21 protein-coding genes and 1 riboswitch are annotated in these 23,065 nt (G+C 34.9%); of the genes, 8 read left to right on the top strand and 13 right to left on the bottom strand.

The annotated features are described in order from the left end of the window. Nucleotides 1-10: 10 nt before the first annotated feature. Nucleotides 11-946 carry a glycosyltransferase family 2 protein gene (locus tag KKG99_06905; GenBank protein MBU1012715.1) on the bottom strand — a complete coding sequence of 312 codons (936 nt, stop codon included), beginning with the start codon at nucleotides 944-946 and terminating at the stop codon, nucleotides 11-13. A 181-nt stretch (nucleotides 947-1,127) separates the two neighbouring features. Here KKG99_06905 and KKG99_06900 point away from each other — a divergent pair, with 181 nt between their 5' ends. From KKG99_06900 to KKG99_06890, 3 genes are read left to right on the top strand one after another with little or no spacing between them, the layout of a single operon-like run. Then, nucleotides 1,128-1,730, top strand: a complete 603-nt coding sequence (locus KKG99_06900) for a class I SAM-dependent methyltransferase (protein ID MBU1012714.1) — start codon at nucleotides 1,128-1,130, stop codon at nucleotides 1,728-1,730. Between the two features lie 27 nt (nucleotides 1,731-1,757). Further along, nucleotides 1,758-2,555 (top strand): FkbM family methyltransferase, encoded by a 798-nt coding sequence (locus tag KKG99_06895; protein MBU1012713.1) that lies wholly within the window; start codon nucleotides 1,758-1,760, stop codon nucleotides 2,553-2,555. 39 nt (nucleotides 2,556-2,594) lie between these two features. Next, complete coding sequence (locus tag KKG99_06890; protein ID MBU1012712.1) at nucleotides 2,595-3,485, top strand: glycosyltransferase family 2 protein; 891 nt, start codon at nucleotides 2,595-2,597, stop codon at nucleotides 3,483-3,485. Here KKG99_06890 and KKG99_06885 read toward each other — a convergent pair. From KKG99_06885 to KKG99_06830, 12 genes are all read right to left on the bottom strand, one after another. Further along, on the bottom strand, nucleotides 3,478-4,944 hold the full coding sequence (locus tag KKG99_06885) for an O-antigen ligase family protein (protein MBU1012711.1): 1,467 nt from the start codon (nucleotides 4,942-4,944) through the stop codon (nucleotides 3,478-3,480). The two genes, KKG99_06890 and KKG99_06885, sit on opposite strands and share 8 nt — an antisense overlap. Before the next feature lie 34 nt (nucleotides 4,945-4,978). Next, nucleotides 4,979-6,418, bottom strand: a complete 1,440-nt coding sequence (locus KKG99_06880) for a hypothetical protein (protein MBU1012710.1) — start codon at nucleotides 6,416-6,418, stop codon at nucleotides 4,979-4,981. Nucleotides 6,419-6,428: 10 nt separating this feature from the next. After that, nucleotides 6,429-9,281 carry a LysM peptidoglycan-binding domain-containing protein gene (locus KKG99_06875; protein ID MBU1012709.1) on the bottom strand — a complete coding sequence of 951 codons (2,853 nt, stop codon included), beginning with the start codon at nucleotides 9,279-9,281 and terminating at the stop codon, nucleotides 6,429-6,431. Continuing rightward, nucleotides 9,281-10,051, bottom strand: a complete 771-nt coding sequence (locus tag KKG99_06870) for a TolC family protein (GenBank protein MBU1012708.1) — start codon at nucleotides 10,049-10,051, stop codon at nucleotides 9,281-9,283. Before KKG99_06870 ends, KKG99_06875 begins: the two co-directional genes overlap by 1 nt. A 191-nt stretch (nucleotides 10,052-10,242) precedes the next feature. Further along, nucleotides 10,243-11,451, bottom strand: coding sequence for a sugar transferase (locus KKG99_06865; GenBank protein MBU1012707.1), 1,209 nt, complete (start codon nucleotides 11,449-11,451; stop codon nucleotides 10,243-10,245). Between the two features lie 23 nt (nucleotides 11,452-11,474). After that, on the bottom strand, nucleotides 11,475-11,849 hold the full coding sequence (locus KKG99_06860; GenBank protein MBU1012706.1) for a response regulator transcription factor: 375 nt from the start codon (nucleotides 11,847-11,849) through the stop codon (nucleotides 11,475-11,477). Between the two features lie 145 nt (nucleotides 11,850-11,994). Then, nucleotides 11,995-14,001, bottom strand: coding sequence for an excinuclease ABC subunit UvrB (gene uvrB, locus KKG99_06855; protein MBU1012705.1), 2,007 nt, complete (start codon nucleotides 13,999-14,001; stop codon nucleotides 11,995-11,997). Nucleotides 14,002-14,052: 51 nt separating this feature from the next. After that, nucleotides 14,053-15,162, bottom strand: coding sequence for an endonuclease/exonuclease/phosphatase family protein (locus tag KKG99_06850; GenBank protein ID MBU1012704.1), 1,110 nt, complete (start codon nucleotides 15,160-15,162; stop codon nucleotides 14,053-14,055). Continuing rightward, a complete protein-coding gene (locus KKG99_06845; protein ID MBU1012703.1) occupies nucleotides 15,162-16,079 on the bottom strand; it encodes a rhomboid family intramembrane serine protease in 918 nt (305 codons plus the stop codon). The genes KKG99_06850 and KKG99_06845 overlap by 1 nt, the downstream gene beginning before the upstream one ends. 9 nt (nucleotides 16,080-16,088) lie before the next feature. Continuing rightward, a complete protein-coding gene (locus KKG99_06840) occupies nucleotides 16,089-16,826 on the bottom strand; it encodes a rhomboid family intramembrane serine protease (GenBank protein MBU1012702.1) in 738 nt (245 codons plus the stop codon). 11 nt (nucleotides 16,827-16,837) lie between these two features. Continuing rightward, on the bottom strand, nucleotides 16,838-18,673 hold the full coding sequence (gene mutL / locus KKG99_06835; GenBank protein MBU1012701.1) for a DNA mismatch repair endonuclease MutL: 1,836 nt from the start codon (nucleotides 18,671-18,673) through the stop codon (nucleotides 16,838-16,840). Further along, nucleotides 18,673-18,975, bottom strand: coding sequence for a hypothetical protein (locus tag KKG99_06830; GenBank protein MBU1012700.1), 303 nt, complete (start codon nucleotides 18,973-18,975; stop codon nucleotides 18,673-18,675). Before KKG99_06830 ends, mutL begins: the two co-directional genes overlap by 1 nt. 151 nt (nucleotides 18,976-19,126) lie before the next feature. Between KKG99_06830 and KKG99_06825 the strand changes: the two genes are divergently transcribed. The 5 genes from KKG99_06825 (at nucleotide 19,127) to KKG99_06805 (ending at nucleotide 23,061) form a co-directional block, all read left to right on the top strand. Beyond that, nucleotides 19,127-19,510, top strand: a complete 384-nt coding sequence (locus KKG99_06825) for a co-chaperone GroES family protein (protein ID MBU1012699.1) — start codon at nucleotides 19,127-19,129, stop codon at nucleotides 19,508-19,510. An 81-nt stretch (nucleotides 19,511-19,591) separates the two neighbouring features. After that, a riboswitch (cobalamin riboswitch) is annotated at nucleotides 19,592-19,791 on the top strand. 54 nt (nucleotides 19,792-19,845) lie between these two features. Then, complete coding sequence (locus tag KKG99_06820) at nucleotides 19,846-20,685, top strand: ABC transporter substrate-binding protein (GenBank protein MBU1012698.1); 840 nt, start codon at nucleotides 19,846-19,848, stop codon at nucleotides 20,683-20,685. Further along, nucleotides 20,678-21,208: a cob(I)yrinic acid a,c-diamide adenosyltransferase gene (locus KKG99_06815; protein MBU1012697.1), complete on the top strand. Its 531-nt coding sequence runs from the start codon at nucleotides 20,678-20,680 to the stop codon at nucleotides 21,206-21,208. The genes KKG99_06820 and KKG99_06815 overlap by 8 nt, the downstream gene beginning before the upstream one ends. Before the next feature lie 3 nt (nucleotides 21,209-21,211). After that, nucleotides 21,212-22,225: an iron ABC transporter permease gene (locus tag KKG99_06810; GenBank protein ID MBU1012696.1), complete on the top strand. Its 1,014-nt coding sequence runs from the start codon at nucleotides 21,212-21,214 to the stop codon at nucleotides 22,223-22,225. Then, complete coding sequence (locus KKG99_06805; protein MBU1012695.1) at nucleotides 22,225-23,061, top strand: ABC transporter ATP-binding protein; 837 nt, start codon at nucleotides 22,225-22,227, stop codon at nucleotides 23,059-23,061. The genes KKG99_06810 and KKG99_06805 overlap by 1 nt, the downstream gene beginning before the upstream one ends. Nucleotides 23,062-23,065 lie beyond the last annotated feature (4 nt).

The following is a 23,065-nucleotide window of genomic DNA, read 5'->3' as shown; positions in this document are numbered from 1 at the left end:
CGGCAAGTTACTATAATCTCCTGTCAAGATCAAATTTAAACTGATCTACCAATATTTTTTTTGAAAAAAAATGTTTATAAAACCAAAGAAAAGCATTTTTATAAGCATGGGCATGGGTCCATTTTTTTTGAATCAGCAATCTGAGATAATTCTTTGGGAAAGCAAATAAAACCTGATACAAACCACTTAAAATCAATAAAGGAAATTTTACATTTCTACGCATATATATTAGCCGACCGCGATTTAAATAATAGGTTTTCAGAGGACTATCGGCACCTGTCGTAGCAGAATCTTTATGATAAATGATTGATTGAGGTATATAATAAATTTTATATCCGCTGTTTCTTACTCGTTTGCACCAGTCCATTTCTTCATAATAAAGAAAAAATATTTCACTCATAAACCCGATTTTATCAATAAGTTCACTTCGAAATAAAAAGGCCGCACCGTGGGCATAATAAGTCTCTTTTTCTTCGTCATATTTACCCGACTCAAGCTCATTGAATCCAATACCCTTATTACGAATGGTAATAGGGTTAATGTCGGTAAATCCTGCATATTGAATCATCTCCGGTATGTAATAATAATATATTTTTGGACTTACGATTCCAATGCTTTGCTCCTTCTCTAATTTCCGAACCAAACTTGTTAAAAAATCAGGAGTAACAATTACATCATTATTTATCAATAAAATGTACTTGCCCTTAGCCAGTTTAATTCCGATATTATTGGCTGCTGCGAACCCCAAATTATTTTCATTTTTGATAAGTCTTAAGTTTGGAAATTTTCGTTCTAATAAAGCCAGATCATCATCTGATCCGTTGTCAATGAGGATTAGTTCAATATTTGAATACGTAATCTTGCCAATAGATTCAAACAGTTCGATTGTATCTTGTAACCTGTTATAGTTAACTGTAATTATAGAAACCAGTGGGGTGTTGTTCATCCGTTCTTTGAGATTTTTTTATGTAAATTTAGTAAATATCCTAAATGCTGGATATGTCTCTATTTTCTGATAATATTGCTATCGAATGTTTTGATTAAAAAAATCCTAATTTTTTTTTATATTTAACGTCACTAAACAAAGGCTAAATTTAAATTACATAATTAATTAATTAAACTTTCTTATGGGTTGGCTGCAAGATAATAAAGAAAAAATCATACCAATACTTAAGTTTATTCGATATGATCATAAGCAATGGGTTAGAACGGTCATGTACAGAGAATGTTATGCTCTGTTAAACCAGCTACATCCGGAAAAATTGGACACACTAGAAATATCAGGTGCTGACAACTGGCAGCATTTGGGTTTTAAATCGTATCAGGCAACTGAGTATCCAGAGTTCGATATTTGTAAAGATAAGCTGGATAAGCAGTTTGATTTAATCATAGCAGATCAGATTTTTGAGCATTTATTATATCCATATCGTGCAGCAAAAAATGTTTATGAAATGTTAAAGCCCGGAGCTTATTTTTTAGTAGCAACCCCATTCTTAATTAAAATCCATCCCATGCCGGAAGATTGTACGCGATGGACCGAAACTGGTATGAAATATTTTTTGCATGAATGCGGTTTTGATCTGGAAAATATTAAAACTTATTCGTGGGGGAATAAAAGCTGTGTAAGAGCAAACCTGCGTCGAGGTTGGGCTCCAAGAGGTTGGTTTGGATCATTAAAAAACCAAGCCTATTTCCCTGTAGTAGTTTGGGCACTTGCCCGAAAAAACTAAAATATAGATATATCTGAAAACGTTACTATGAAAGGTTCCTTTAAATTAAATTGGTTATTTGAACAATTCACTTCACTGGCGAAGATTAAAAAACAATGGAAGAATTTAAAAAATCCTTGCTCATTTTATATGGGTTCCACACTTAAATTATTCCCTGTTTTTAATAACCTTATCATCACATTAAAATTCAAAGATGGAAAGCGTATCAAAATTTATGATTTTATGTCGTTTTATATTTATAATGAAATTTTTATCGACAAATGCTACGACGTTCAACTCAATAGTGAAGAACCTGTAATTTTTGATGTTGGTGCAAATACCGGATTTTTTGCACTCAGGATGAAACAATTGTATCCCAATTCAAAGGTTTATTGTTTTGAACCATACCCTCCTTGCATAGATCAATTGAATGAGACAATTAAAATGAATGCATTATCAGATGTTCAGGTTTTACCTATTGCTGTTAGTGATCAATCTGGCAAAAGTAAATTGTATATTCATCCCACTAATATAGGAGGGCACAGTATTTTTTCTGAAAACGTAAGCGAAAATTTTGTTGAAATTGAATTGGTGACATTAGCCAAGGCACTTACGGCAAACAAAATAAGTAATAAATGTGATTTATTAAAATTGGATTGTGAAGGAGCCGAATTCCCAATTATTAAATCATTGAATTTTGATTTAAGTAAGAAGTTTGAACACATCATTTATGAACCGACCTATGATTCCTACGACATAAATGAGCTAAATAATCATATGAAATCATTGGAATATAAAATAGAGCCACAACAGAGTTTATATCATGCTTATAAATTACTAAATTAGCCAAATTTTTAATTTTTACTCAAAGCATCAATTAATAATATGATAGGAATAAGTCTTCCAAAATGGATTAAACCTCATTTATATTCAAATAAGAAATATAGTGACTTAACTACTGAGGAATTAACAGATATCAAGAATAGAATTAAAAAGTTTCAGTCTGAAAATCCGTTGGTTTCTATTGTTATTCCTGCCTGGAATGAAGCAGATAATATTTTCCGGACACTATCTTCTTTAGCTGCAAGTACAACGAAAAATGAAGTAGAAATAGTAGTAATAAACAATAATTCAACCGACAATACTCAAAAGGTGCTTGATGAATTAGGTGTGAGAAATTATTTTGAGCCAAAACAAGGAACTTCTTTTGCCAGACAATGTGGTTTGGATAATTGTAAAGGTAAGTATCATTTATGTGCAGATTCTGATACCTTATATCCACCAAGATGGGTTGATTTAATGATCAAGCCAATGGAGAGGAATGAACATATAATGGGTGTATACGGAAGATATGCTTTTATACCCCCGATTGGAGTAAGTAGGCTCTCGATGTGGATTTATGAAAGAATTGTTGGCATTTTAGTTAGAATCCGGATGCGTAAGCGTGAATATCTTAATGTAATGGGCTTCACCATGGGTTTGGTAACAGAAATTGGCAGAACAACAGGTGGATTTAAAGTGAAAAATGTTCGGGTATTTAATAATACTAAAGATAGTAAGTATTTTACAGAAGAATCGGAAGATGGAACAATGGCTTTAAACCTTCAGAAAAAAGGGAAACTGAGATTAGTTAGCAATCCGAGAGCTGTTGTGATTACTTCTTCACGAAGGATTGTATTTGATGGTGGAATATGGGAAGCATTTAAACAACGTTTTGCTGTTCATGGAAAAAGACTTATAGAATACATTATTGGGAAGAAAAACCAAACTAGTTAGCAGAATCGGTTATTCCTCTAACTTCCCGATCTAACATTGGAGCCATGAACAGAAAGCCCCAACTAATGTAAGTTAAAATACCTGTTGGAATTTGACCAAGCACACCATTTCCATAGCTGGCACCTAACACTCCTGCATAGGCGCAAGCTAATGCACTCAGTTTACCCCGAAGCTCGGGGTCTTTCACCCGAAACATTATTAAGTATGAGGATTTGGTTAGAATAAATGCAAGGATAAATAAGTGAAATGTCAAACCAATAATACCCATCTCCGCCCATATTTGAACGTACCAACTGTCAGTAGCAACATTAGCTAAAAATCCATTTGGAGAGAATCGTTGACCCCAGTTACCGGCACTACCAATTCCACCGCCGAAGGGTCGGGATGATAAATAAACTTGCAGAACCCTTCTGTTATCAAGACGAACTTGCAGAGATGCATCATCTGCAGGAAAAAAAGCAGTACGCATACGCCTGATTTGAGAAATGCCTGAGCCGATATATGTATATTTAAAGAAAACATAAATCCCAGCTATTAAAACTAAGCCCAGCATAATAACTCTTAGGTTTTTCCTGTGAATCAGATATAATAAGGCACCAATCAAGGGCACAATAATTGCACCCCTTGTTCCTGAAATCATCATCCCCCAAATTCCGGTTATACCCATTATTAGAAAGAAAATAATATCCACTGGTTTTTTTGAGTTAAGTGCAACTAGAAGTCCAACAATACCTGCAGCTCCCTGTGCAGCTCCAAACTGACCGGCATCAGTATAGAATGAGAACACCCTAAGCTCCCCGAATAATACGTGCGTGATATATCCAACCTGATCAAGCCAGCGTTGTTCTGCATAATCAAGACCAAGATAAACTTGCTGCATTCCTTTTAACGACCCCAGAATTGAGATGACTCCCCACATGTACAAGAATAAATTGAGGTGTTTAACCTTTCTGAAAAGCAGGAAAACTAAAGGGACTGTTAACATCGAATATAAGGCTACACCGCGCATAGCGTAAAACCAGGCAGTCTTGCTTAAAGCTTCAGGGTTCAATATTTCTGCTGCCGCATAAAGAAACCAAAGAGTAAGCAATATAACAATGTCATTATTAAATGCTTTTGTATCTATTCCATCATAAAAGGTTCGGAAAAATACTGCGACCAAGGTCAGAACTAAAAAAAAGTCAATAGTTAGCCCAAACGGAATCCCGGTAATGTATCTAGTTATTCCGACAGCCAACCAGGCTAATATAATAATTGTAATCAGTCCTAACCTTGGATGGGTAAATAATCGATTTAGATAAACTAACACTAAAGGAAGCAGCATTAGTACCAATGCAAATTGTAATTTAACTTGTGTCAAAATAAAACTGAATAATACAGCAATCGCAAACATGCCAATCATGAATATTGGGTCGTTGAGCTTATATGAGCCAGTATATCTCTTTAGTCTATTAAACATAGTTAACTTTGCATTTGATAAAGTTACAAAGATTTTATTGAACAATAGCAGACTTAATATCCTTAATGATGATTATGAAAAACTTCCAGCCATCCGTAAAAATTCTTCGTAAGGATAAAGAAAGCGCATTGTTCAGATAATATAATCCGACTATGATACCTATAATTGTGAACAAAATTGTTACCAGCGCTACCAATTCCAATATATTAATTACAGTAAGTTCATAAGTAAATATTTCAATAGGGAATAAAGGCATATAGTTGGACAGTATAATTCCGGCAATTGATAAGAAGAATATGAATTTGCCCAGATAGAAAATCATGAATATATCACCAAAAATGTTCGCAAGCGCCATATAAATTACTTTAATAAAATTCTTTTTAGGTTGGTTAATACTGTCCAATGCAATTCCGGTAAATTTATCTACTGCAATGAAAAGTCCATAAATACAGAAAAATCTAAAGATATTTTGTGTTACAATATATTCGGGCCCACCAAGTACATGTACAAATTGTTCCGAAAAGATGAATGCGAAAATAATAACAGGCAAAATCACAAAAGTGAGTGCACCTGAATAGGAATAAAATAAACGCTTAACTTCGTCCATATTGTTCTCAATACTGGCTTTTGACATCTTGGGGAATGCAGTCGCTGCAAAGCTCCTTAATGGGATTTCCAAAATCTCGGTCAATCTTAAAGGTACACTATATAAAGCAACACCAACAGTCCCAATAAAAGGGCTTAATCCTAAGAGAACCACATCTGAGCTTTTTAATAAATTGGCCCCAATCAATGTTCCGGTAGTATATTTTCCAAAATTTAATATGGTTTTATTTGTTTGCTTATTAGCATTAAAGATATAATGATAACCATCCCATTTATTTAACATGGAGTGAATAGAAACGGCTAAATTAATGGTCAAAAAAGCGTATAGAATTGGCATGATCCCTAAGTGGAAAAATAAAAAATTAATAATTAGAAAGATGAAAAATCCACCATCTCTTAATAAATTGACCAATAATATTTTTCCGAACTTTTGATCAGCATATAAAACTGATATTGCAAGATTGAAAGGCAAGTTGGCAAAAGAAAGAATAGGGTACCATATAAAAAACAAGGAATAGCCTGATCCCTCGATGGTTGTTGGAAATAGAAAATAAGCAATCCAAATAATAATGGCAAGAAGTATAGTCGCCATGAGCCCAAGCACCCAATTCGTACCTATTAGTTTTTTTCGATCATCATTTTTTGCTCCTGATAGAAATCTAATGATGGCCGTTCTGGTAAGACCGAACCGTAACATTTCAAAAAAATTCCCGGCCGTAACAAAAATAACCCATTCACCAAAAATATTTGGTTCAAGTGAACGTACCAGCAACATGAAGCTTAAAACCCTAAAAATAGCAGCCCCAAGATTACTCGCCAACGATAAGAAGTTATCGTTACTTAGTGCTTTAAAAAAGTTAGATTTCACAATTGTCGTTTTATTCAACCCTTACCTTGACCCTTAATCTGAAAGGATAGGTAATAATGGTTTTTAACTTTTTTCTTAACGATCTTTGCTCATTTTCAGGAATATCATTGATTATATCATCTAAAGAGTTCAGTTCTGTTAGATTTAGAACGACCATGGGCTTTTCTCTTGATACTTCCTGCATAGTTTTTAGTGCTGCAGAATCCGAAATTCTCCAATAGTCATTTGCTTTAATGATAAGTAACGGTACATCAACTGAACTCATTAACTCAAATGGATATGAATTGAAAATAATTGCAGGGATTTCTAAGAAAATATAATCATACTTATAATTGTCTTGTCTAAGGTAATTACTTAGCAATAACTCATTAATATGTTTGATTTCCACAAATTTATTATCGATTTGGTAGGTAATGGTACTGTCAAAATCATTGCCCTCAGTAGTTGTTTCATCTTTTGAATAATTCAAAAACAATACTTTTTCGCCATAAGAACGCAGTTTATTAATTAGTGCTGTTGCAACAGTTGTTTTCCCAACTTGTCGCTGAGTACTAAATATTAAAATCAGGTATGGCTTTTCGGAGGTGAATATTGAATTATGGGTGATATGCAATTTTATTTGTTGTAAAAGCATTTCCGTCAGACGGTTACAGGTATATGAACAATCCCGACCGGGTTCCACGATAGGATATGCACCGGCTAATTTAAGATTTGTTGATTTTTCAACTGCCGATGGATTTTTAACACTGGTATCAAAATACTCAAGCATTAAAATTATGAAGGCGACAATGAAGAATCCAAATACGCCTGCTACTAAGATCAATAGTTTGGTTCGTGATGGATTTGCCTGCAGTGGGAACGATGGCTCATCAACAATTTTAATATTGGAAGATAGTAAATTGTTTTGTTGTTCCATTTTTGCCACATTGAAACTATGCAAAAACTCCAGATAAGATTGCTCCGCTACACTTATTTCTCTTTCAATCCGTTTTAACATAGCACCTAAAGGAGCAAAAATTTGATAGATACGCGTGAAATCTTGTTTTCTATTACTAAGTACCCGTAAACTTGCCTGAGCTTCAACGAAAGAAATGTTATTGTTCATGTACTCCACAAGTAAATCTTTAATGGGGATTCCTTCATTTGATCTGGAATATAAAAATAATTGATCAACATGGGCCTTTACCTCATCCTTAATTCTTTTGGCTTCAGCTTTTAGGTTAACCAGATTAGAGCCAATGTAGGGGTCATATTCGGTAGATATTTCATTAATGATAACCAGTTCAGATATTTCTGAGATCCGTTTCATTTTTTGCATGATGATATCGCTCTTTAAATAGATGCTGTCTTTTCCCATCAGTTTTGTTTTCAGTTCTCGTAAAGCAGCTGAAGCTGATGCAAGCCTAATTTGTTCGTTTTGATAGTAAAGATCTAAATCTTCCTTTTGTGCCGCAATGTATTTACTTTGCTCATAATAGTTAATAATATTATTTTCTTTGTTAAATTCAAGAAGCCTATCTTCAGCATCCTGTAACTTTGCATCAGCTTCTTCCACTTTTCTTTGGTAATATGCTACAACTTCATCTGTTTCATTTGATTTCAGCATGGTGTAGTTCTTTATGAATACTTCAGCCAGTATTTTAAGTGTTTGTTGACAAATACCGGGATCATCTGCCTGATATGAAACTCGAATAAAATCGGAATTGCTTACTCTGTAAACTCCGGAATTAGACTTAATACTTGCAACACTATAATGAGGATGATTATAATGCAGCAATTCGTAAATAAAATTTGTATCGCTGGAATTATAATAATTAGTGAAATTATCAACTGTATGATAAAAGTCATCCTTTCTGATATAAGGAGGTATTACAGGGTCTTTTTTATATGGCCATTCAAACCTGCTAAAATCAATCTTTGCTTCGTCCGGGTTAATGATTACCGTTGAGGTATTAATTTGATTGGTTGAATTATCAGTATACCCTGAGGCAGTTGGAGTAATCTTTTTTATCATAAGTCTGTTGCCAACAATCAAATCATCTGAATATAGATTATTTTGCCTTCTGATATCATTGATACTTGTATTATATAGCCGGGATATAGTGTAAACATTTTCTCCCGGTTTTACAATGTGATATAAATAGTCGGTAGGAAGTTCTTTATGAATAATCAAAGTTTGTCCCACATTTACTGAATTATTTCTCAAATTATTTTGATCCACAATTTCGCCTGCACTGATATTATACATCGCAGCAATAGAGTATAAGGTTTCACCGGGGCGTACGGTGTGAAATATACTATTATCCGATTTATCTATATTAGTCTGAGGTTGAGTAGAAGTATTTGAAGTGTTGGATGTGGCGCCTAATAATTCGTTTGATTTTTTTGACGAAATTTGTTGTTCAAGTCCTTGTATTTCCTGTTCAAGTCTTCTTATTTGCTCTTCTTTATCTCTTGCCAATCCCATCTTTCCATTTTTTACTACCAAGTCTTTTACGTGTTTTGGAACAATTTGGTGTAATGTGGCATGATTACTGGCTGAGATATATTGTGGATTGGGTTCTTCAAGTGAGATATCTTGGGCTAAGAGTCGTATCGCCGTATTCTCAATCGTTTGATTTGCTTTAATGAGATTTATTAGATTATCAAATTGGATATTTGTTGAAAAATAATCGACAGACCTACTGTTTGTCGATTCAATTGAATAACCGGTGGCAATCCCTGTATAAATAATAACTTCTGAAGAATAGGTTTTTGCTTGATTACGCGTGAATATGTATACGAGTAATGCCATGGATAATGGTATCGCAATAAGTAAAAACAAATGTCTTTTTATCAGTTGTATAACTTTGTGTAAATCCATTATTTTAATACATTAATGAGATTAAACCTGATACCTACTAATTCCTCAAGTAAAGTATACGCACTATTAAATCTTCCTACCGTTAAGGCGTAATCAGTAGCTCCCCTGGTTTGATAATCTTTTTGTCGGGCATATTCTTCAGGCGGTATATCACCTATTAAGAACATATTTTCTGCGTTACGCATCATCATATCAGCAACTTGCTGATAATCATTGGTTATTTTTAAAATTTCCTGTTGTTGCATTAATATGTTATATGTTGCAATAACTTCTTGTCTAATAACCCTTACATGAATTTCTCTGTTAACAATGGCTATTTCTCTGTATTTTTTCTTTTTATTAATCTCATTTTTTCGGTCCACAGCATAAAAAATAGGCATTCTAACATAAATCCCGGCTCCATAGTTAAGCCTTCTCGATTCATAAAGATAAAATTGGGTCTTTTTTACAAACTCATCACGTTCACTATAGAGGTAATTACCATAATTAACAATCATGTCTAATCCCCAATGCTGAAGCCATTGTCTTTTAGCGGATATAATTTCATATCTTGTGAAATCTGCATTTAATTCATCCATTTTAATTTGTGGCGAATTAGCAATAGCTGAATCAATAAGGGCTTCAAGAGGAGGCAGCTTTTGCGCTATGTTATCTCTAATTGGATTAAAAAACATCGAACTGTCTATCACTTGAGCTTCCACAACAGAAGTAAAGGCAATGAAAAAAAGAGGAACTGATATTTTTATTAAGAGTTTATTCCAACAAACCATGGGTTCTGTTTTTTCGAAGAATTATGATATTTAAAATTATAAATTTTCAACTAAACAAACTACAATTATTTTATGATAAATAATTAAGGCAAATTCAAATAGTTATTAAAGAGTTTTTAACAGTTAAGTATTATGTAATATGTTAAAATTTACCTATATAAGAACTGTTTGTAAATTCAAAAAGTAAACTATTATACGTTTTCTTTTTGAAAAAGAGCTGGAATTGTTCGCAATATCAGCTTAATATCACCCCAAAAAGAATAAGTTTTAGCATAATGATTGTCTAAAACTTTCCGTTCTTCTTCAGACATTTCGCCCTTTCTTCCTCTCAATTCTACTTGCCATAGTCCAGTAATTCCAGCCGGACCTAAGAACCTTTCACTCCAATCGTCGGATGTTAATAATTCAGCTTCGTATAAAGGCAATGGCCGATTACCAACAATCGACATATCGCCTTTTAAAACATTGATTAATTGAGGGAGTTCATCAATGCTTGTGTTTCTAATAATCTTCCCAATCTTGGTTACGCGTGGGTCATCTTTAATTTTAATAAATGTTGATGATTCAGAAGATTTTTTAAGTTCATTGTACCAATATTCGCAAACTTTATGTCCACCTGTATAAAGAGTGGGTGAGCAATAGAGTCCTTTCTTTAACTTTGAACACCTTGGACATTGATTCTTTAAATAATCGTCTGCATTATTCGAATCCTGTTCATGATTGTTTTTAGAATATTGATTGAGATGATCTAATTCTTTCAATCTGGCATCCGATCCATGATACATTGATCTGAATTTGTAAAAATCGAATATTTTATATCCAGTACCTACTCTTTTTGATGTGTAGTAAACCTTACCTTTTGATTCAAGCCTGATTGCAAGGGCAGCAAAAATAAAAACAGGAGATAGGAGCAATAAGGCGAAGCCTGAAACCATGATGTCAAATAATCGTTTTATGATCGGCACACTATAATCATGAACGTTCTTTTTTGTAACCTTCTCTTTTGAGTAATTTGCTTTAAAAGATTTTAGAAATTCAATACGGGTATAAATTTCCTCAATATTTATCGGAATGATGTAAAAATCATCAATTCGTTCTTTAATTGCAAGTTTATAAAGCTTCTCGTCCTGTTCGTGTGTAATGAGAATAAATGGCGTTTTAGGGTGCATGCCTTCATTTCTGATCATTCTGAAAACTTCTATCCCATTTATGCCTGGTAGATGTGCCTCTGAAATTATCCCATCCAATTCCTCAAGAGTCCTAAGTTTATTGATCGCCTCAAGTCCATTTTCAGTTAAAATAATACCGAAAAGAAGGGACGAATCCTGATATTTCTTGATGACTTCCTGATTGCCACCGATATAAAGAATATTTAATTTCTTTTTAGTTCCGTTTTCCATCAAATTCAAAGTTAACGATTGAATTATGATTTCCTAGAGATGAGTAATTCAATTCTGATGGATAACTCTTCAGGATTAAATGGTTTTACGATATAATCGTCGGCACCCAATTTTAAGCATTTAATTTTCTCCGCTGTACTTTCTATTCCAGATAACATGATTAATGGGATGTGCTTAAAATAACCACTTGCGCGCAAATTTTTAATGAAATCATATCCATCCAAATTAGGCATTTGTATGTCAGCTACTATTAAATCAGGTATATTCCCTTCTTCCAACCAAGTTAGTCCTTCCATCCCGTCATTCTTTGTCACAACATTGTATTCCCTTTTAAGGAAATTCTCCAATAACATACGGATGCTGAGCTCATCGTCAATAATAAGAATCTTTTTTTTCATGTAGTTAGTATTTAATATTCGCGCAAGACTCAGTTCGAGCCAAATTAATTTGATGTAAAAATAGTATATTTTAGTTATTGGACATCTATGTTTGTAATAATTTATCTACAAAAAATAGTTAATAAATACAAAAAATGAGTTTGCATTATTTTTCGGCTAACAATTTTTTTAAATCGTTTATTTCATCCCTTAGTCTTGCGGCTGTTATGAAGTCAAGTTCTTTTACTGCTGCTTCCATTTGTTTCTTATTATTCTGAATAGCTTTGTTGATCTGATCTTTATTCATATATTTTACGACAGGATCAGCTGCAATGGTATGTTCAAAAGATTTAATGTATGCTTTTGTATTGGCAACAGCAGATTGTCCCATAATTGACTCTCTGGACTTGGTGATCTGTGTTGGCGTAATATTATATTTAGTATTGTATGCAATTTGTTTTTCCCTTCTCCTATCAGTTTCATCCATGGTTATTTGCATCGACTTTGTAATTTTATCAGCGTACATAATTACTCTGCTTCCCAAATTTCGGGCAGCCCGCCCGGCCGTTTGTGTCAGTGACCTTGCTGATCTGAGGAATCCCTCCTTATCCGCATCCAAAATTGCAACGAGCGCGACTTCCGGTAAATCCAGGCCTTCTCTTAATAAATTTACGCCAACCAATACGTCGTAAACACCAAGTCTTAAGTCTCTTAAAATTTCAACCCGATCAAGCGTTTCTACGTCCGAATGAATATAACTGCATTTGATGTTCAGACGAGTCATGTATTTTGTAAGTTCTTCCGCCATTCTTTTGGTAAGGGTCGTAATCAAAACACGTTCATTTTGGCTCACTACTCTTTCTATTTCATGAAGCAAATCATCAATCTGATTTTGACTTGGGCGTACTTCAATAACCGGATCCAATAGCCCGGTCGGCCTGATTATTTGTTCGACATAAATACCATCCGAAAGCATTAATTCATAATCGGCAGGGGTTGCACTTACATATATGGCTTGACCAATTATACTCTCAAATTCATCGAATTTAAGAGGCCTGTTATCCATGGCTGAAGGCAGTCTGAATCCATATTCTACAAGATTATGCTTCCGTGATCGATCTCCACCGTACATTGCTCTTACCTGAGGAATCGTCACATGACTTTCATCAACAACCAACAAAAAATCATCCGGAAAATAATCGATCAAACAGAAGGGGCGACTACCGGTGTCACGTCCGTCAAAATATCTGGAATAGTTCTCAATTCCTGAGCAATATCCCAGTTCCCGCATCATTTCCAAATCGTAGGTTACTCTGTCTTCAAGCCGTTTTGCCTCCAGGTTTTTTCCAATTTCTTTGAAATAGGCCACTTGTTTTACCAAGTCATCTTGGATGTTATAAATAGACTGTATCATTTTATCTTTAGAGGTGACGAATATATTTGCCGGATAAATGGTCATGTCCTCCATCGATAAAATAGATTTGCCCGTAACAGGATCGAAGGTTTCAAGTTCTTCAATTTCATCTCCCCAGAAAACGATGCGATAACAGATATCTGAATAGGCCGGGAAAACGTCCACCGTATCTCCTTTTACCCTGAAGTTACTCCTGTTTAACGCAATTTCATTTCGTGAGTATAAGCTTGTAACCAAGGCATGCAAAAAAACATTTCTGCCGATTTTGTCCCCTAATTTCAAACGAATCACATTATTTGTAAAATCATCGGGATTTCCAATACCATAAATACATGAGACTGATGAAACAACAATTACATCCCTTCTTCCCGATAGTAAGGATGATGTGGTGCTTAATCTTAATTTCTCAATTTCATCATTTATTGAAAGATCTTTTTCAATATAAGTATTTGTTACCGGTAGGTATGCTTCAGGTTGATAATAGTCGTAATAGGAAACGAAATACTCTACTGCGTTATTCGGAAAAAACTGTTTGAATTCGCCATAAAGTTGGGCTGCAAGCGTTTTGTTATGACTCAAAACCAAAATAGGCCTGTTAAGCTGATTAATTACATTGGCAATGGTAAACGTTTTACCCGAACCTGTAACACCTAAAAGGGTTTGTGCTTTATCGCCACGCAAAACACCTTCCATCAGTTGTTTGATAGCTTCGGGTTGATCCCCGGTCGGTTCAAAATCAGAAGTAAGCTCGAATTTCATATATTTTATACTGGAATTCAAAAATACGAATTCATCAAATCAACTTCTGTATTATTTCAAATTTAATTTGGTTTTTATGGGATAATGATCGGATAAATTAATTTTGATTTCCTCATAATCGAAAGATTTAAAATGCGGATCAAAAAGAATATAATCAATACGGAATGCCGGTAAAATGCTTGCAAAAGTTTTTCCAATTCCAATGCCACTATCAACAAAAGCATCATGCATTCCGGCAGAGAGATATCTATAATTATAAGAGCAGGACAATTCGTTGAAATCTCCACATAAAATCACAGGATAAGGAGAGTGTGAGATATGGTTTTTTAAAACTATAACTTGTTTGGTGCGGTTAATCAATGCTTTACGTAATTTATTAAGCAATAAACCGGTATTGGGTTTTTGTATGCTATCACCGGTGCTAATTCCTGAAACAAAAGCATAGTCAACGTAATTAAGACTGATTGATTCCAGATGAATGTTATAAATCCTGATGGTATCATCTGCGCGTATAACATCGATGAAAGTGCCAAATTTTCTTGTTTCTGCCAAGTCAAGGTTTCCCGAATTTATGATGGGAAACTTGCTGAAAGTTGCCATTCCAAATACTTTGTTTTTTTTGGGATTGAAATAGCTCTCAAAATAGTAATTGTTCGATCCCAGTTGTTGTTTTAATTGGGCATGCGAAGCATAAATATTTTCACCAATATAGTTAAACTCCTGTAAGCATACGATGTCACTATTTTGGGATTCAATAAAATTAAAAATCTCATGCTGGATTTCTTTATCAAAAACACCTTTGCTCGACTTCTGTGAAAAATTATGGACATTATAAGATAATAATGAGATTGATTCAATTGGTCCGGCTTGCTTCCCGACGAAACTAAACTGAATAAATTTTCCGATCAAATTAAACCCGATTAAAATTGCAGTCAAAGAAATTAGAAAATAACTTCGTCTGAAACCAATCCATAAAATGATAAAAAGCAGATTTGTAATGATGAGTAAAGGATAGGCCATCCCAAAAATGGATATTGCCCAAAAATCAACAGGATTGATATAAATTGACAAATAAGATAGTCCGAGAAGTATAATAAAGATATAGTTCAGATAGAGTAAATATCTTAAAATGTAATTTTCCGGTTGTGGTTTTCCTTTCACTATTTGTTACTGCTTTTGAACAATAACTCTTTTTCTTTTGAGGTCAGGCTGCTATATCCTGATTTGGATATTTTTTCAAGGATAAGGTCGATTTCTTTTTGTTGTTTGATTTTAGCTCTGTTAAATTCTTCATCAGTTACCGGGCGTTTACTGTAATTCGGATTGCTGTATGATTTTCGAGGCTTACTAGCGTAAAAGAATTTAGGCATTTTAAGAAAGTTCCAGTTCATCGCAAAACCATTTTTTGTTAACCAAATATAGGCAAAACCCCATATAGCACCCCCTAAATGCGAAATGTGGCCACCTGCATTGCCTTTTTGAATGCTCAAAACATCGATGATAATAAAGAAAACGGCTAAATGTTTTAATCGAACTCTGCCTACTATTATCAGGTTTACATAATAATTCGGAACGTGGGTGGCAATGGCAACCAAAATGGCAATAACTGCGGCAGAGGACCCAAGTAAAGGAACTGAAAAGAGCACTTCCCTTTGGAAAACGGGAAAGAAATTATAGGTAAAAACAAATAATAATGCTCCGAAGAGACCTCCCCAAACATAAACACTGAGCAATTTTGCGGAAGTCAAATATTCAGAAAATATTCTTCCGCCAAAGTATAACATCACCATGTTGAAAAATAAATGGAAAAATTTTTCCTGAAGAAACATATAAGTTAGCAATGTCCATGGTTTGAGCAAGAGTTCGCTTACATTTGAAGGAACGGCGAACCATGTAATAAACAGAGAACTACTATGGTTTCCGACAATATCATTACCTGATTGAGTTAGCCAAAAAAACAAATTAATAATGCTGGCTAAAATGAAAATTGCAACATTAATTAAGATCAGACGTGAAAGTAAGGACCGCTGCTTAAAAAAAGTTTTAACCTCCTCAATCGGGCTATTATTTATATACATATTTCTTAGCTAATTTCGTTTCCAATATTTGATCAGGAAGAAACCAAAAATCATGCCTCCTAAATGCGCAAAGTGGGCAACATTATCGGCCGGGTTATTTGCAACACCGGAATAAAGTTCTATCGCTCCATAAATCATCACAAACCATTTGGCTTTTATCGGAATGGCAAAATAAAGATAAATTACTGCATTTGGGAACAGCATTCCGAAAGCAAGCAATAAGCCGAAAACCGCACCTGATGCACCAACTGTAGGTGTATTGATCATCGCGTTTAATTTAGCCATCGCATCATTAGAATAATTCATTCCTTGCTGGATCACGCTACTTCCTTCTCTATAAACAATATCGATCAAATCAGGGCTTAGCGCAGCCTCAATGGATTGAATACGTATAAATGTTACAAGCATTTGTATCAAGGCAGCTCCTATTCCCGTAACCATATAGTAAGTCAGGAATCGCTTTGGGCCCCAAACTTCCTCCAATGTTTTCCCGAACATCCACAATGCGAACATATTAAAGAAAATATGGCTCATGCCACCATGCATAAACATGTATGTGACCAATTGAAATGGATTGAATTGCTCAGACTCAAAATAATGCAAACCCAGATGTTTACTTAAATCAGTATGAAAGACATTTTGAAAAGTAATGGTGCCCAGAAAAAAAAGCCCATTTATAATTAATAAGTTTTTTACTACAGGCGGTAAAATATTAAATCCTGTAGGCCTAAACTGCTGATAATTCATATATTCGTTTTTTAATTAAACAATCCTTCAACTTCTTCAATCGAAATTACTTTAAATATTGCTTTCCCTCCGGGCGAAACATCAGGTATTTTGCAGGCAAATAATTTATCGATCATGGCATTCATTTCTTCTTTTTGAAGATTTACTCCCGATTTGATAGCCATATTAGCTGCCAATGCACTTACTAAATTAACCCTTTTATTAAGATTTAAATCAATCAGATTTTTTCGGTAATTCTCAATAATCCTGTCAAGACTGTCTTTGATGTTTATGTCCTTTAGGTCAGCCGGCTGACCTGTAATTACATAGGCATTCTTACCTAATGCATTTATTTCAAAGCCCAAAATTTTTAAATCATCTTTAATTTCATCAATAATGGCAGCATCCAACGAACTAAAAGTAATTGTTTCGGGGAATAATTCTTGCTGCGAATGGGAAACCTGTCCTTCAAATACGTTCATATATTCCTCGAACAGAATTCGCTCATGTGCCCGACTTTGATCAATTACCATAATACCTGATGCTACAAATGTCACGATAAAACGTTGCTTGATCTGAAATATTTTTTGGTTGGTAACTTTACTCGAATCGGCCTTTAAATGATCAAGTTCAGTTTGCTGCTTACCTCGACTAATTTCCTGTTCGAAATTTTCCTTATAATTGATGTTCCCTTGATAAAGTTTCCCCCAGTTTTCATAATTTCTTATTTCTCTTGGCGTTCCTGCCAATTTTTGTCGTGATTCAAAGGGATTATAATCAGTATTTATTTTTATGCTGGGTTGATTTACCTGAATACCTATTGGTGGCTCAGGGAAATCTAGCGACCTTTCGGTTTCAAAATCGAGTGAAGGCGTAATGTTGTATTTGCCTAATGCTTGCCTTATAGCCGATCTAAGTAGAGCATACAAGGTTTTATTGTCCTGAAAATTGACTTCTGTTTTTGAGGGATGGATGTTAATGTCAATCATTTTTGGATCAATTTCGATAAAAAGAAAATAGCTTGGAAAGCTATTTTTTGTGAGCAATTCCTCAAAAGCCGCATCAACTGAGTGGTGCAAATATGGGTGTTTGATAAATCTATTATTGGCAAAGAAAAACTGTTCACCTCTTGTTTTGCGTGCAAATTCTGGCTTTCCAACAAAACCATAGATTTTAATTTTTTCGGTTTCTTGTTCTACCGGTACAAGCCGATTCGAATATTGTGATCCAAATAATCCGGTAATTCGTTGTTTTAAATTTGAATTATTCAGATGAAAAACCATTTTTTCGTTGTGATGAAAAGAAAAAACAATTTCAGGATGAACCATGGCAACCCTGATAAATTCATCAATAATATGTCGAATTTCAATTTGGGTCGATTTTAAAAAATTTCTTCGGGCAGGTACATTGAAAAATAAATTTTTAACCGAAATGTTTGTTCCTGCAGGGCATTGAATAGGCTGTTGGTCAATTAGTTTTGATCCCTCGGTATTTAATTGGGTGCCAAGCTCATCCTCAGTTCTTCTGGTTCGTATTTCAACTTGTGCAATAGCTGCTATTGATGCAAGGGCTTCACCTCTAAATCCCATAGTTCGGATGGCAAACAAATCATCTGCTGTTTTAATTTTTGAGGTTGCATGACGCTCGAATGCCATTCTTGCATCGGTAACCGACATACCGCAACCATTATCAATAACCTGAATGAGCGCTTTACCGGCATCTTTAACGATTAGTTTGATAACTGATGCGCCCGAATCAATCGCATTTTCCAATAATTCTTTTACGGCAGATGCAGGTCGTTGAATAACCTCACCTGCTGCAATTTGATTTGCAACGGCATCAGGAAGTAATCTTATGATATCCGACATTAATCCATTGTTATAATACTGACGAGTTTCTGAACAAAATCAGTAAAGAAAATATAATAAACTGCAATAAGCAGGATGACTAAATATATGGTTGTTCTTCTCCTCGAACCCTTTTTATCATCGGTTCTGCCCCTTCTCCATTTACTTTGTAATTCTCCTCTGAAAAACGATTTATGATCAGTACTGTCGTCCAATCCCAATTCTTTCTTCCTTATTTCCCTTTTTTCTTTTTCAGGATCATAATACAGCGGTTTATATTCAAATGCTTTTGGTTTAGGTGATTTAAAGAAAACAAATTTCATGTACTTATTTTTTAAATTTTTATAAAATTAAGATATTTAACCTTTGCCAAGCCCTTTAGTTTTGATAACAAAATTATCGTTTTTTTTATAAATCAACCATGATTGATTCAGTATCTTTCTTTATTTTTAAACTGAAATTTAAATTCTAATAATGAAATCAAATACACGAAAAAAAATTGACAATTTAATCGTAGTGGGTGATCGCCTTTTAATAAAGCCCAAAACACTCAGTAATAAAACAAAAAGTGGCTTGTTTTTACCCCCGGGTTATACCGAAAGGGAGGAGATTCAAACCGGTTACATCATTAAATGTGGACCCGGATATCCTATCCCTATGTCATCAGATGCTGATGAACCATGGAAGGCCGGGGAAGATCAGGTGAAATATATTCCTTTGCAGGCGAAGGAAGGCGATTTGGCCATCTTTATGCAAAAAGGTGCGATTGAAATTGTTTATGATGGTGATAAATATTTTATAGTTCCTCAACAATCAATCTTATTGCTTGAAAGAGATGAGGGCCTATTCGATTCGTGATAAGTAAAGCCACGTTTGTCTCTGTTTTGTTGTTCATTTGATTAAACGATAAAAAAATTCTGCGAGTCAGATCAAATTATTTCTAAATTTGCAACAGTTGGTGGTTTACTCAATTGAAGAGGAAAACCTTAAAAAGGGAATCCCGTTTAAATCGGGAGCTGTCCCCGCAGCTGTAAGTCCACAGAAGGCTTAAGATACTTCAGCCACTACCCGATAAATCGGTTGGGAAGGCAATTTTAAGCAGACGAGCCAGAAGACCTGCCAATATGCTATTCATCTTCCTTATGTAATAATTATGAATGATGACATGCCGGGTAGAGCATAAAAACGAACCTATGATAAAATCTGTTAAAAATTATTTCTTACTTGGATTGCTGACAGTTCTGTTAACAACTCCGCTTTATTCGCAAAATAAACCGCGTATTATTTCATTGGCACCTTCGCTAACGCACGATTTAATTTTGCTGGGAATTCAGGATCAGATTGTCGGGATCACCAATTATTGTGAAAATAATACAGCTAAAAGCATCCCTTTAATAGCATCTGCTATTGATGTAAATATCGAACGGGTAGTGAGTTTAAAACCTGATTTGGTAATTGCCACTTCATTAACGAATCCGGAAGTGCAACAATCACTTAAAAATTTCGGAATTAGAATGGTGTACTTTCCGCTTCCAAAGTCTTTTGATGAAATTAATGAGCAATTTCTTGAACTTGGAAAATTGCTGGATAGAGAAGCCGTGGCAGAGAAAATAATTGATCGGGAGAAAGCAAAAGTTGAAGCCCTGAAAAAAATGATCCCCCAGGTTAGCCATCCTAAAATTTTTGTACAAATCGGTATTAAACCATTATTTTGTGTAATTCCGGATACATTTTTAGATGATTATATCACTTATGCTGGCGGGCTGAATGCTACTGATGATCTGAAAAATGGAAGTATATCCAGAGAAAGCGTACTGTTGAGAAATCCTGATGTGATTGTTTTATTTACAATGGGCAATATTGGAGAAGAAGAAAAGAAAAACTGGATGAATTATACCTCTGTCAATGCAGTTAAAAACAAGCAGATTTTTATCGTTGATTCAGATATTGCCTGCAGTCCAACCCCCGATCATTTTACTCAAACCTTGGAAATCTTCATAAATTTCCTTTATAAAAATATCAAAAATGAATAAGCTGGGTTTTGTTCATATTTATACAGGTGATGGAAAAGGAAAGACCACAGCAGCGGTTGGACTGGCATGCAGAGCGTTGGGGCATGGATTAAGGGTTTTATACGTCCATTATCACAAAAATCCTGAGAAGTACGGATACACTGAGATCGCTAGTTTAAGGAAGTTGGGGGCCGATATTCTTGCTTTTGCTAAAGATCATCCATTCTGCGAAGCAGGGATTAATCTAGACGAATTAAAAACCCAAATAAGCAACAGTTTTAATGAAATCAATTCCATTCTGAAAAACAAAAATTATGATTTACTGATCATGGATGAAGTGCTGATTTGTGTGAGGGATTCATTTTTAGACGAAAAAATACTGTTAGATTTTGTGAAGAATAAACCGCCATCACTTGAATTGGTTCTTACCGGTAGGGGAGCCACTCAAAACTTAATGGATTTATCAGATTATGTTAACTTTATAAAGAAGATAAAACACCCTTACGATCAGGGAGCGAAAGGTAGGATCGGAATTGAATTTTAAATTATGAAATACTCGCGTTGGCTCATATACATAATCATTTTGTTGATAGGCCTGATATTGGCAATAGGATTATCATTGAGTATTGGTGAACTCAACTTTTCAATATGGGAAATTCCCGGTATTTTAAAGCATGGTGAAGGTAGCATGGAATACTCCATTCTGAAAAACATCCGGATTCCCAGGGTTTGGATGGGGCTATCAGTTGGTGGAGCTTTGAGTTTGTCAGGGGTTATTTTGCAAGGGATTTATCGGAATCCATTGGTTGAACCGTATACGTTAGGCATTTCCGGCGGTGCAGCTTTAGGAGTTTCATTCGCCATCGTATTTGGACTTCACTTTTTGTTGGGTGCATTAATGCTTCCGCTTTTTGGTTTTATCGGAGCCTTTATTTCAATCGTACTGGTTTATTTTGTCAGCATGCGGCATGGAAAACTGAAGATTCAAAGCATGTTGCTGATTGGTGTAATGATCAGTTTTATTTCATCGTCGGCTATGATGCTATTGATGGCCATCACTACCACCGAAAATCTTCATGGAATTGTTTTTTGGATGATGGGATCTCTGGATGAGCCTAATCATTCATTAATTCGTTTGACCATTTGGATTTCTCTTTTTGGCCTGTTTGCATCTTACTTTTTCGTTCAACCACTGAACGCTTTGCGATTAGGTCAGGAGAAAGCAAGGCACTTAGGTATAAATACTGAAATGAGTATTCGTTTATTATTTATCATTGCCTCTCTTATGGCAGGAGTGAGTGTAGCTGTGGCAGGCGTCATTGGATTTGTTGGATTGGTTATCCCTCACATCATGCGCATTTTGGTAGGTTCCGATTTTAGAATTTTGTTGGTGTCATCCTTTTTAGGAGGGAGTATTTTTCTGATCTTATGCGATACTTTATCAAGGGTGCTGATTTCACCAAACGAATTACCCATTGGAGTTATCACCGGAATTGTTGGAGGAATTACCTTTGTGATCATCCTAAGTCGTACTTCCCTGAAATTTAATAAATCCCAGTGATGAAGAACAGTCTTTTTTCAATACAGGATTTTAAATGTGGATATGATAAAAAATTCCATATTCAAAATATCAACTTTGATTTACCCAAAGGATGTTTTGCAGGGATCATTGGCCCAAATGGTTCAGGTAAAACTACGCTCTTCAGAGGGATTAGTGGCGAACTTGTAACGCTTTCAGGCAAAATCTCAATCGAAGGAAACATCTTAAAAAAGATGGGATTTAAAGAAAAAGCCAGAAATATTGCCGTCGTAAGTCAAAATATTGAATCGGTTCAGATCAGTGTTGAAGATTATGTGCTGATGGGCAGAATCCCTTACCAGGGCCGTTTTCACTTTTTCGACTCGGAATATGATATTGAAGTAGCTCATAAATACATGAAACTGACGGGTATCTTTCAGCATAAAGATAAGATCATGGCTCAAATGAGTGGGGGAGAACAACAACTGGCAGCCATTGCTCGCGCCCTTACTCAGGAACCAAACCTGCTTCTGCTCGATGAACCGACTTCTCATCTGGATATTACACATCAGGTACAGGTGCTCAATTTGATTCAAAGGCTTAATAAAAACCTTGGTTTGACCGTGTTAATGAATATCCATGATTTAAACCTGGCAGGCGAATACTGTGATTATCTGGTATTGATAAAAAATGGAGAAATTCAGGTGAAAGGTAGCCCCGAAGAAGTGATCCGCTATGATATTTTGGAAGAGGTTTATGAAACCGTTGTTATTACCCGAACCAATCCCATATCTAAAAAACCCGTGGTATTTCTGGTATCAGAAAAGGTATTAAATGAAAAATCAGTATCAAATGAGTCATTAGGAGAAAAGATATAAAATA

The organism is Bacteroidota bacterium, assembly GCA_018816945.1.
Classification (GTDB): domain Bacteria; phylum Bacteroidota; class Bacteroidia; order Bacteroidales.
Note: the sequence above shows the minus strand (reverse complement) of the source record. Positions and strands in the feature narration are given on the sequence as shown.

Bases quoted from the DNA above. Each gene is read 5' to 3' on its own strand.
- KKG99_06905 (MBU1012715.1), bottom strand. From the start codon at position 946: ATGAACAACACCCCACTGGTTTCTATAATTACAGTTAACTATAACAGG.
- KKG99_06900 (MBU1012714.1), top strand. From the start codon at position 1,128: ATGGGTTGGCTGCAAGATAATAAAGAAAAAATCATACCAATACTTAAG.
- KKG99_06895 (MBU1012713.1), top strand. From the start codon at position 1,758: ATGAAAGGTTCCTTTAAATTAAATTGGTTATTTGAACAATTCACTTCA.
- KKG99_06890 (MBU1012712.1), top strand. From the start codon at position 2,595: ATGATAGGAATAAGTCTTCCAAAATGGATTAAACCTCATTTATATTCA.
- KKG99_06885 (MBU1012711.1), bottom strand. From the start codon at position 4,944: ATGTTTAATAGACTAAAGAGATATACTGGCTCATATAAGCTCAACGAC.
- KKG99_06875 (MBU1012709.1), bottom strand. From the start codon at position 9,281: ATGGATTTACACAAAGTTATACAACTGATAAAAAGACATTTGTTTTTA.
- KKG99_06870 (MBU1012708.1), bottom strand. From the start codon at position 10,051: ATGGTTTGTTGGAATAAACTCTTAATAAAAATATCAGTTCCTCTTTTT.
- KKG99_06865 (MBU1012707.1), bottom strand. From the start codon at position 11,451: ATGGAAAACGGAACTAAAAAGAAATTAAATATTCTTTATATCGGTGGC.
- KKG99_06860 (MBU1012706.1), bottom strand. From the start codon at position 11,849: ATGAAAAAAAAGATTCTTATTATTGACGATGAGCTCAGCATCCGTATG.
- uvrB (MBU1012705.1), bottom strand. From the start codon at position 14,001: ATGAAATTCGAGCTTACTTCTGATTTTGAACCGACCGGGGATCAACCC.
- KKG99_06845 (MBU1012703.1), bottom strand. From the start codon at position 16,079: ATGTATATAAATAATAGCCCGATTGAGGAGGTTAAAACTTTTTTTAAG.
- KKG99_06840 (MBU1012702.1), bottom strand. From the start codon at position 16,826: ATGAATTATCAGCAGTTTAGGCCTACAGGATTTAATATTTTACCGCCT.
- mutL (MBU1012701.1), bottom strand. From the start codon at position 18,673: ATGTCGGATATCATAAGATTACTTCCTGATGCCGTTGCAAATCAAATT.
- KKG99_06830 (MBU1012700.1), bottom strand. From the start codon at position 18,975: ATGAAATTTGTTTTCTTTAAATCACCTAAACCAAAAGCATTTGAATAT.
- KKG99_06825 (MBU1012699.1), top strand. From the start codon at position 19,127: ATGAAATCAAATACACGAAAAAAAATTGACAATTTAATCGTAGTGGGT.
- KKG99_06820 (MBU1012698.1), top strand. From the start codon at position 19,846: ATGATAAAATCTGTTAAAAATTATTTCTTACTTGGATTGCTGACAGTT.
- KKG99_06815 (MBU1012697.1), top strand. From the start codon at position 20,678: ATGAATAAGCTGGGTTTTGTTCATATTTATACAGGTGATGGAAAAGGA.
- KKG99_06810 (MBU1012696.1), top strand. From the start codon at position 21,212: ATGAAATACTCGCGTTGGCTCATATACATAATCATTTTGTTGATAGGC.
- KKG99_06805 (MBU1012695.1), top strand. From the start codon at position 22,225: ATGAAGAACAGTCTTTTTTCAATACAGGATTTTAAATGTGGATATGAT.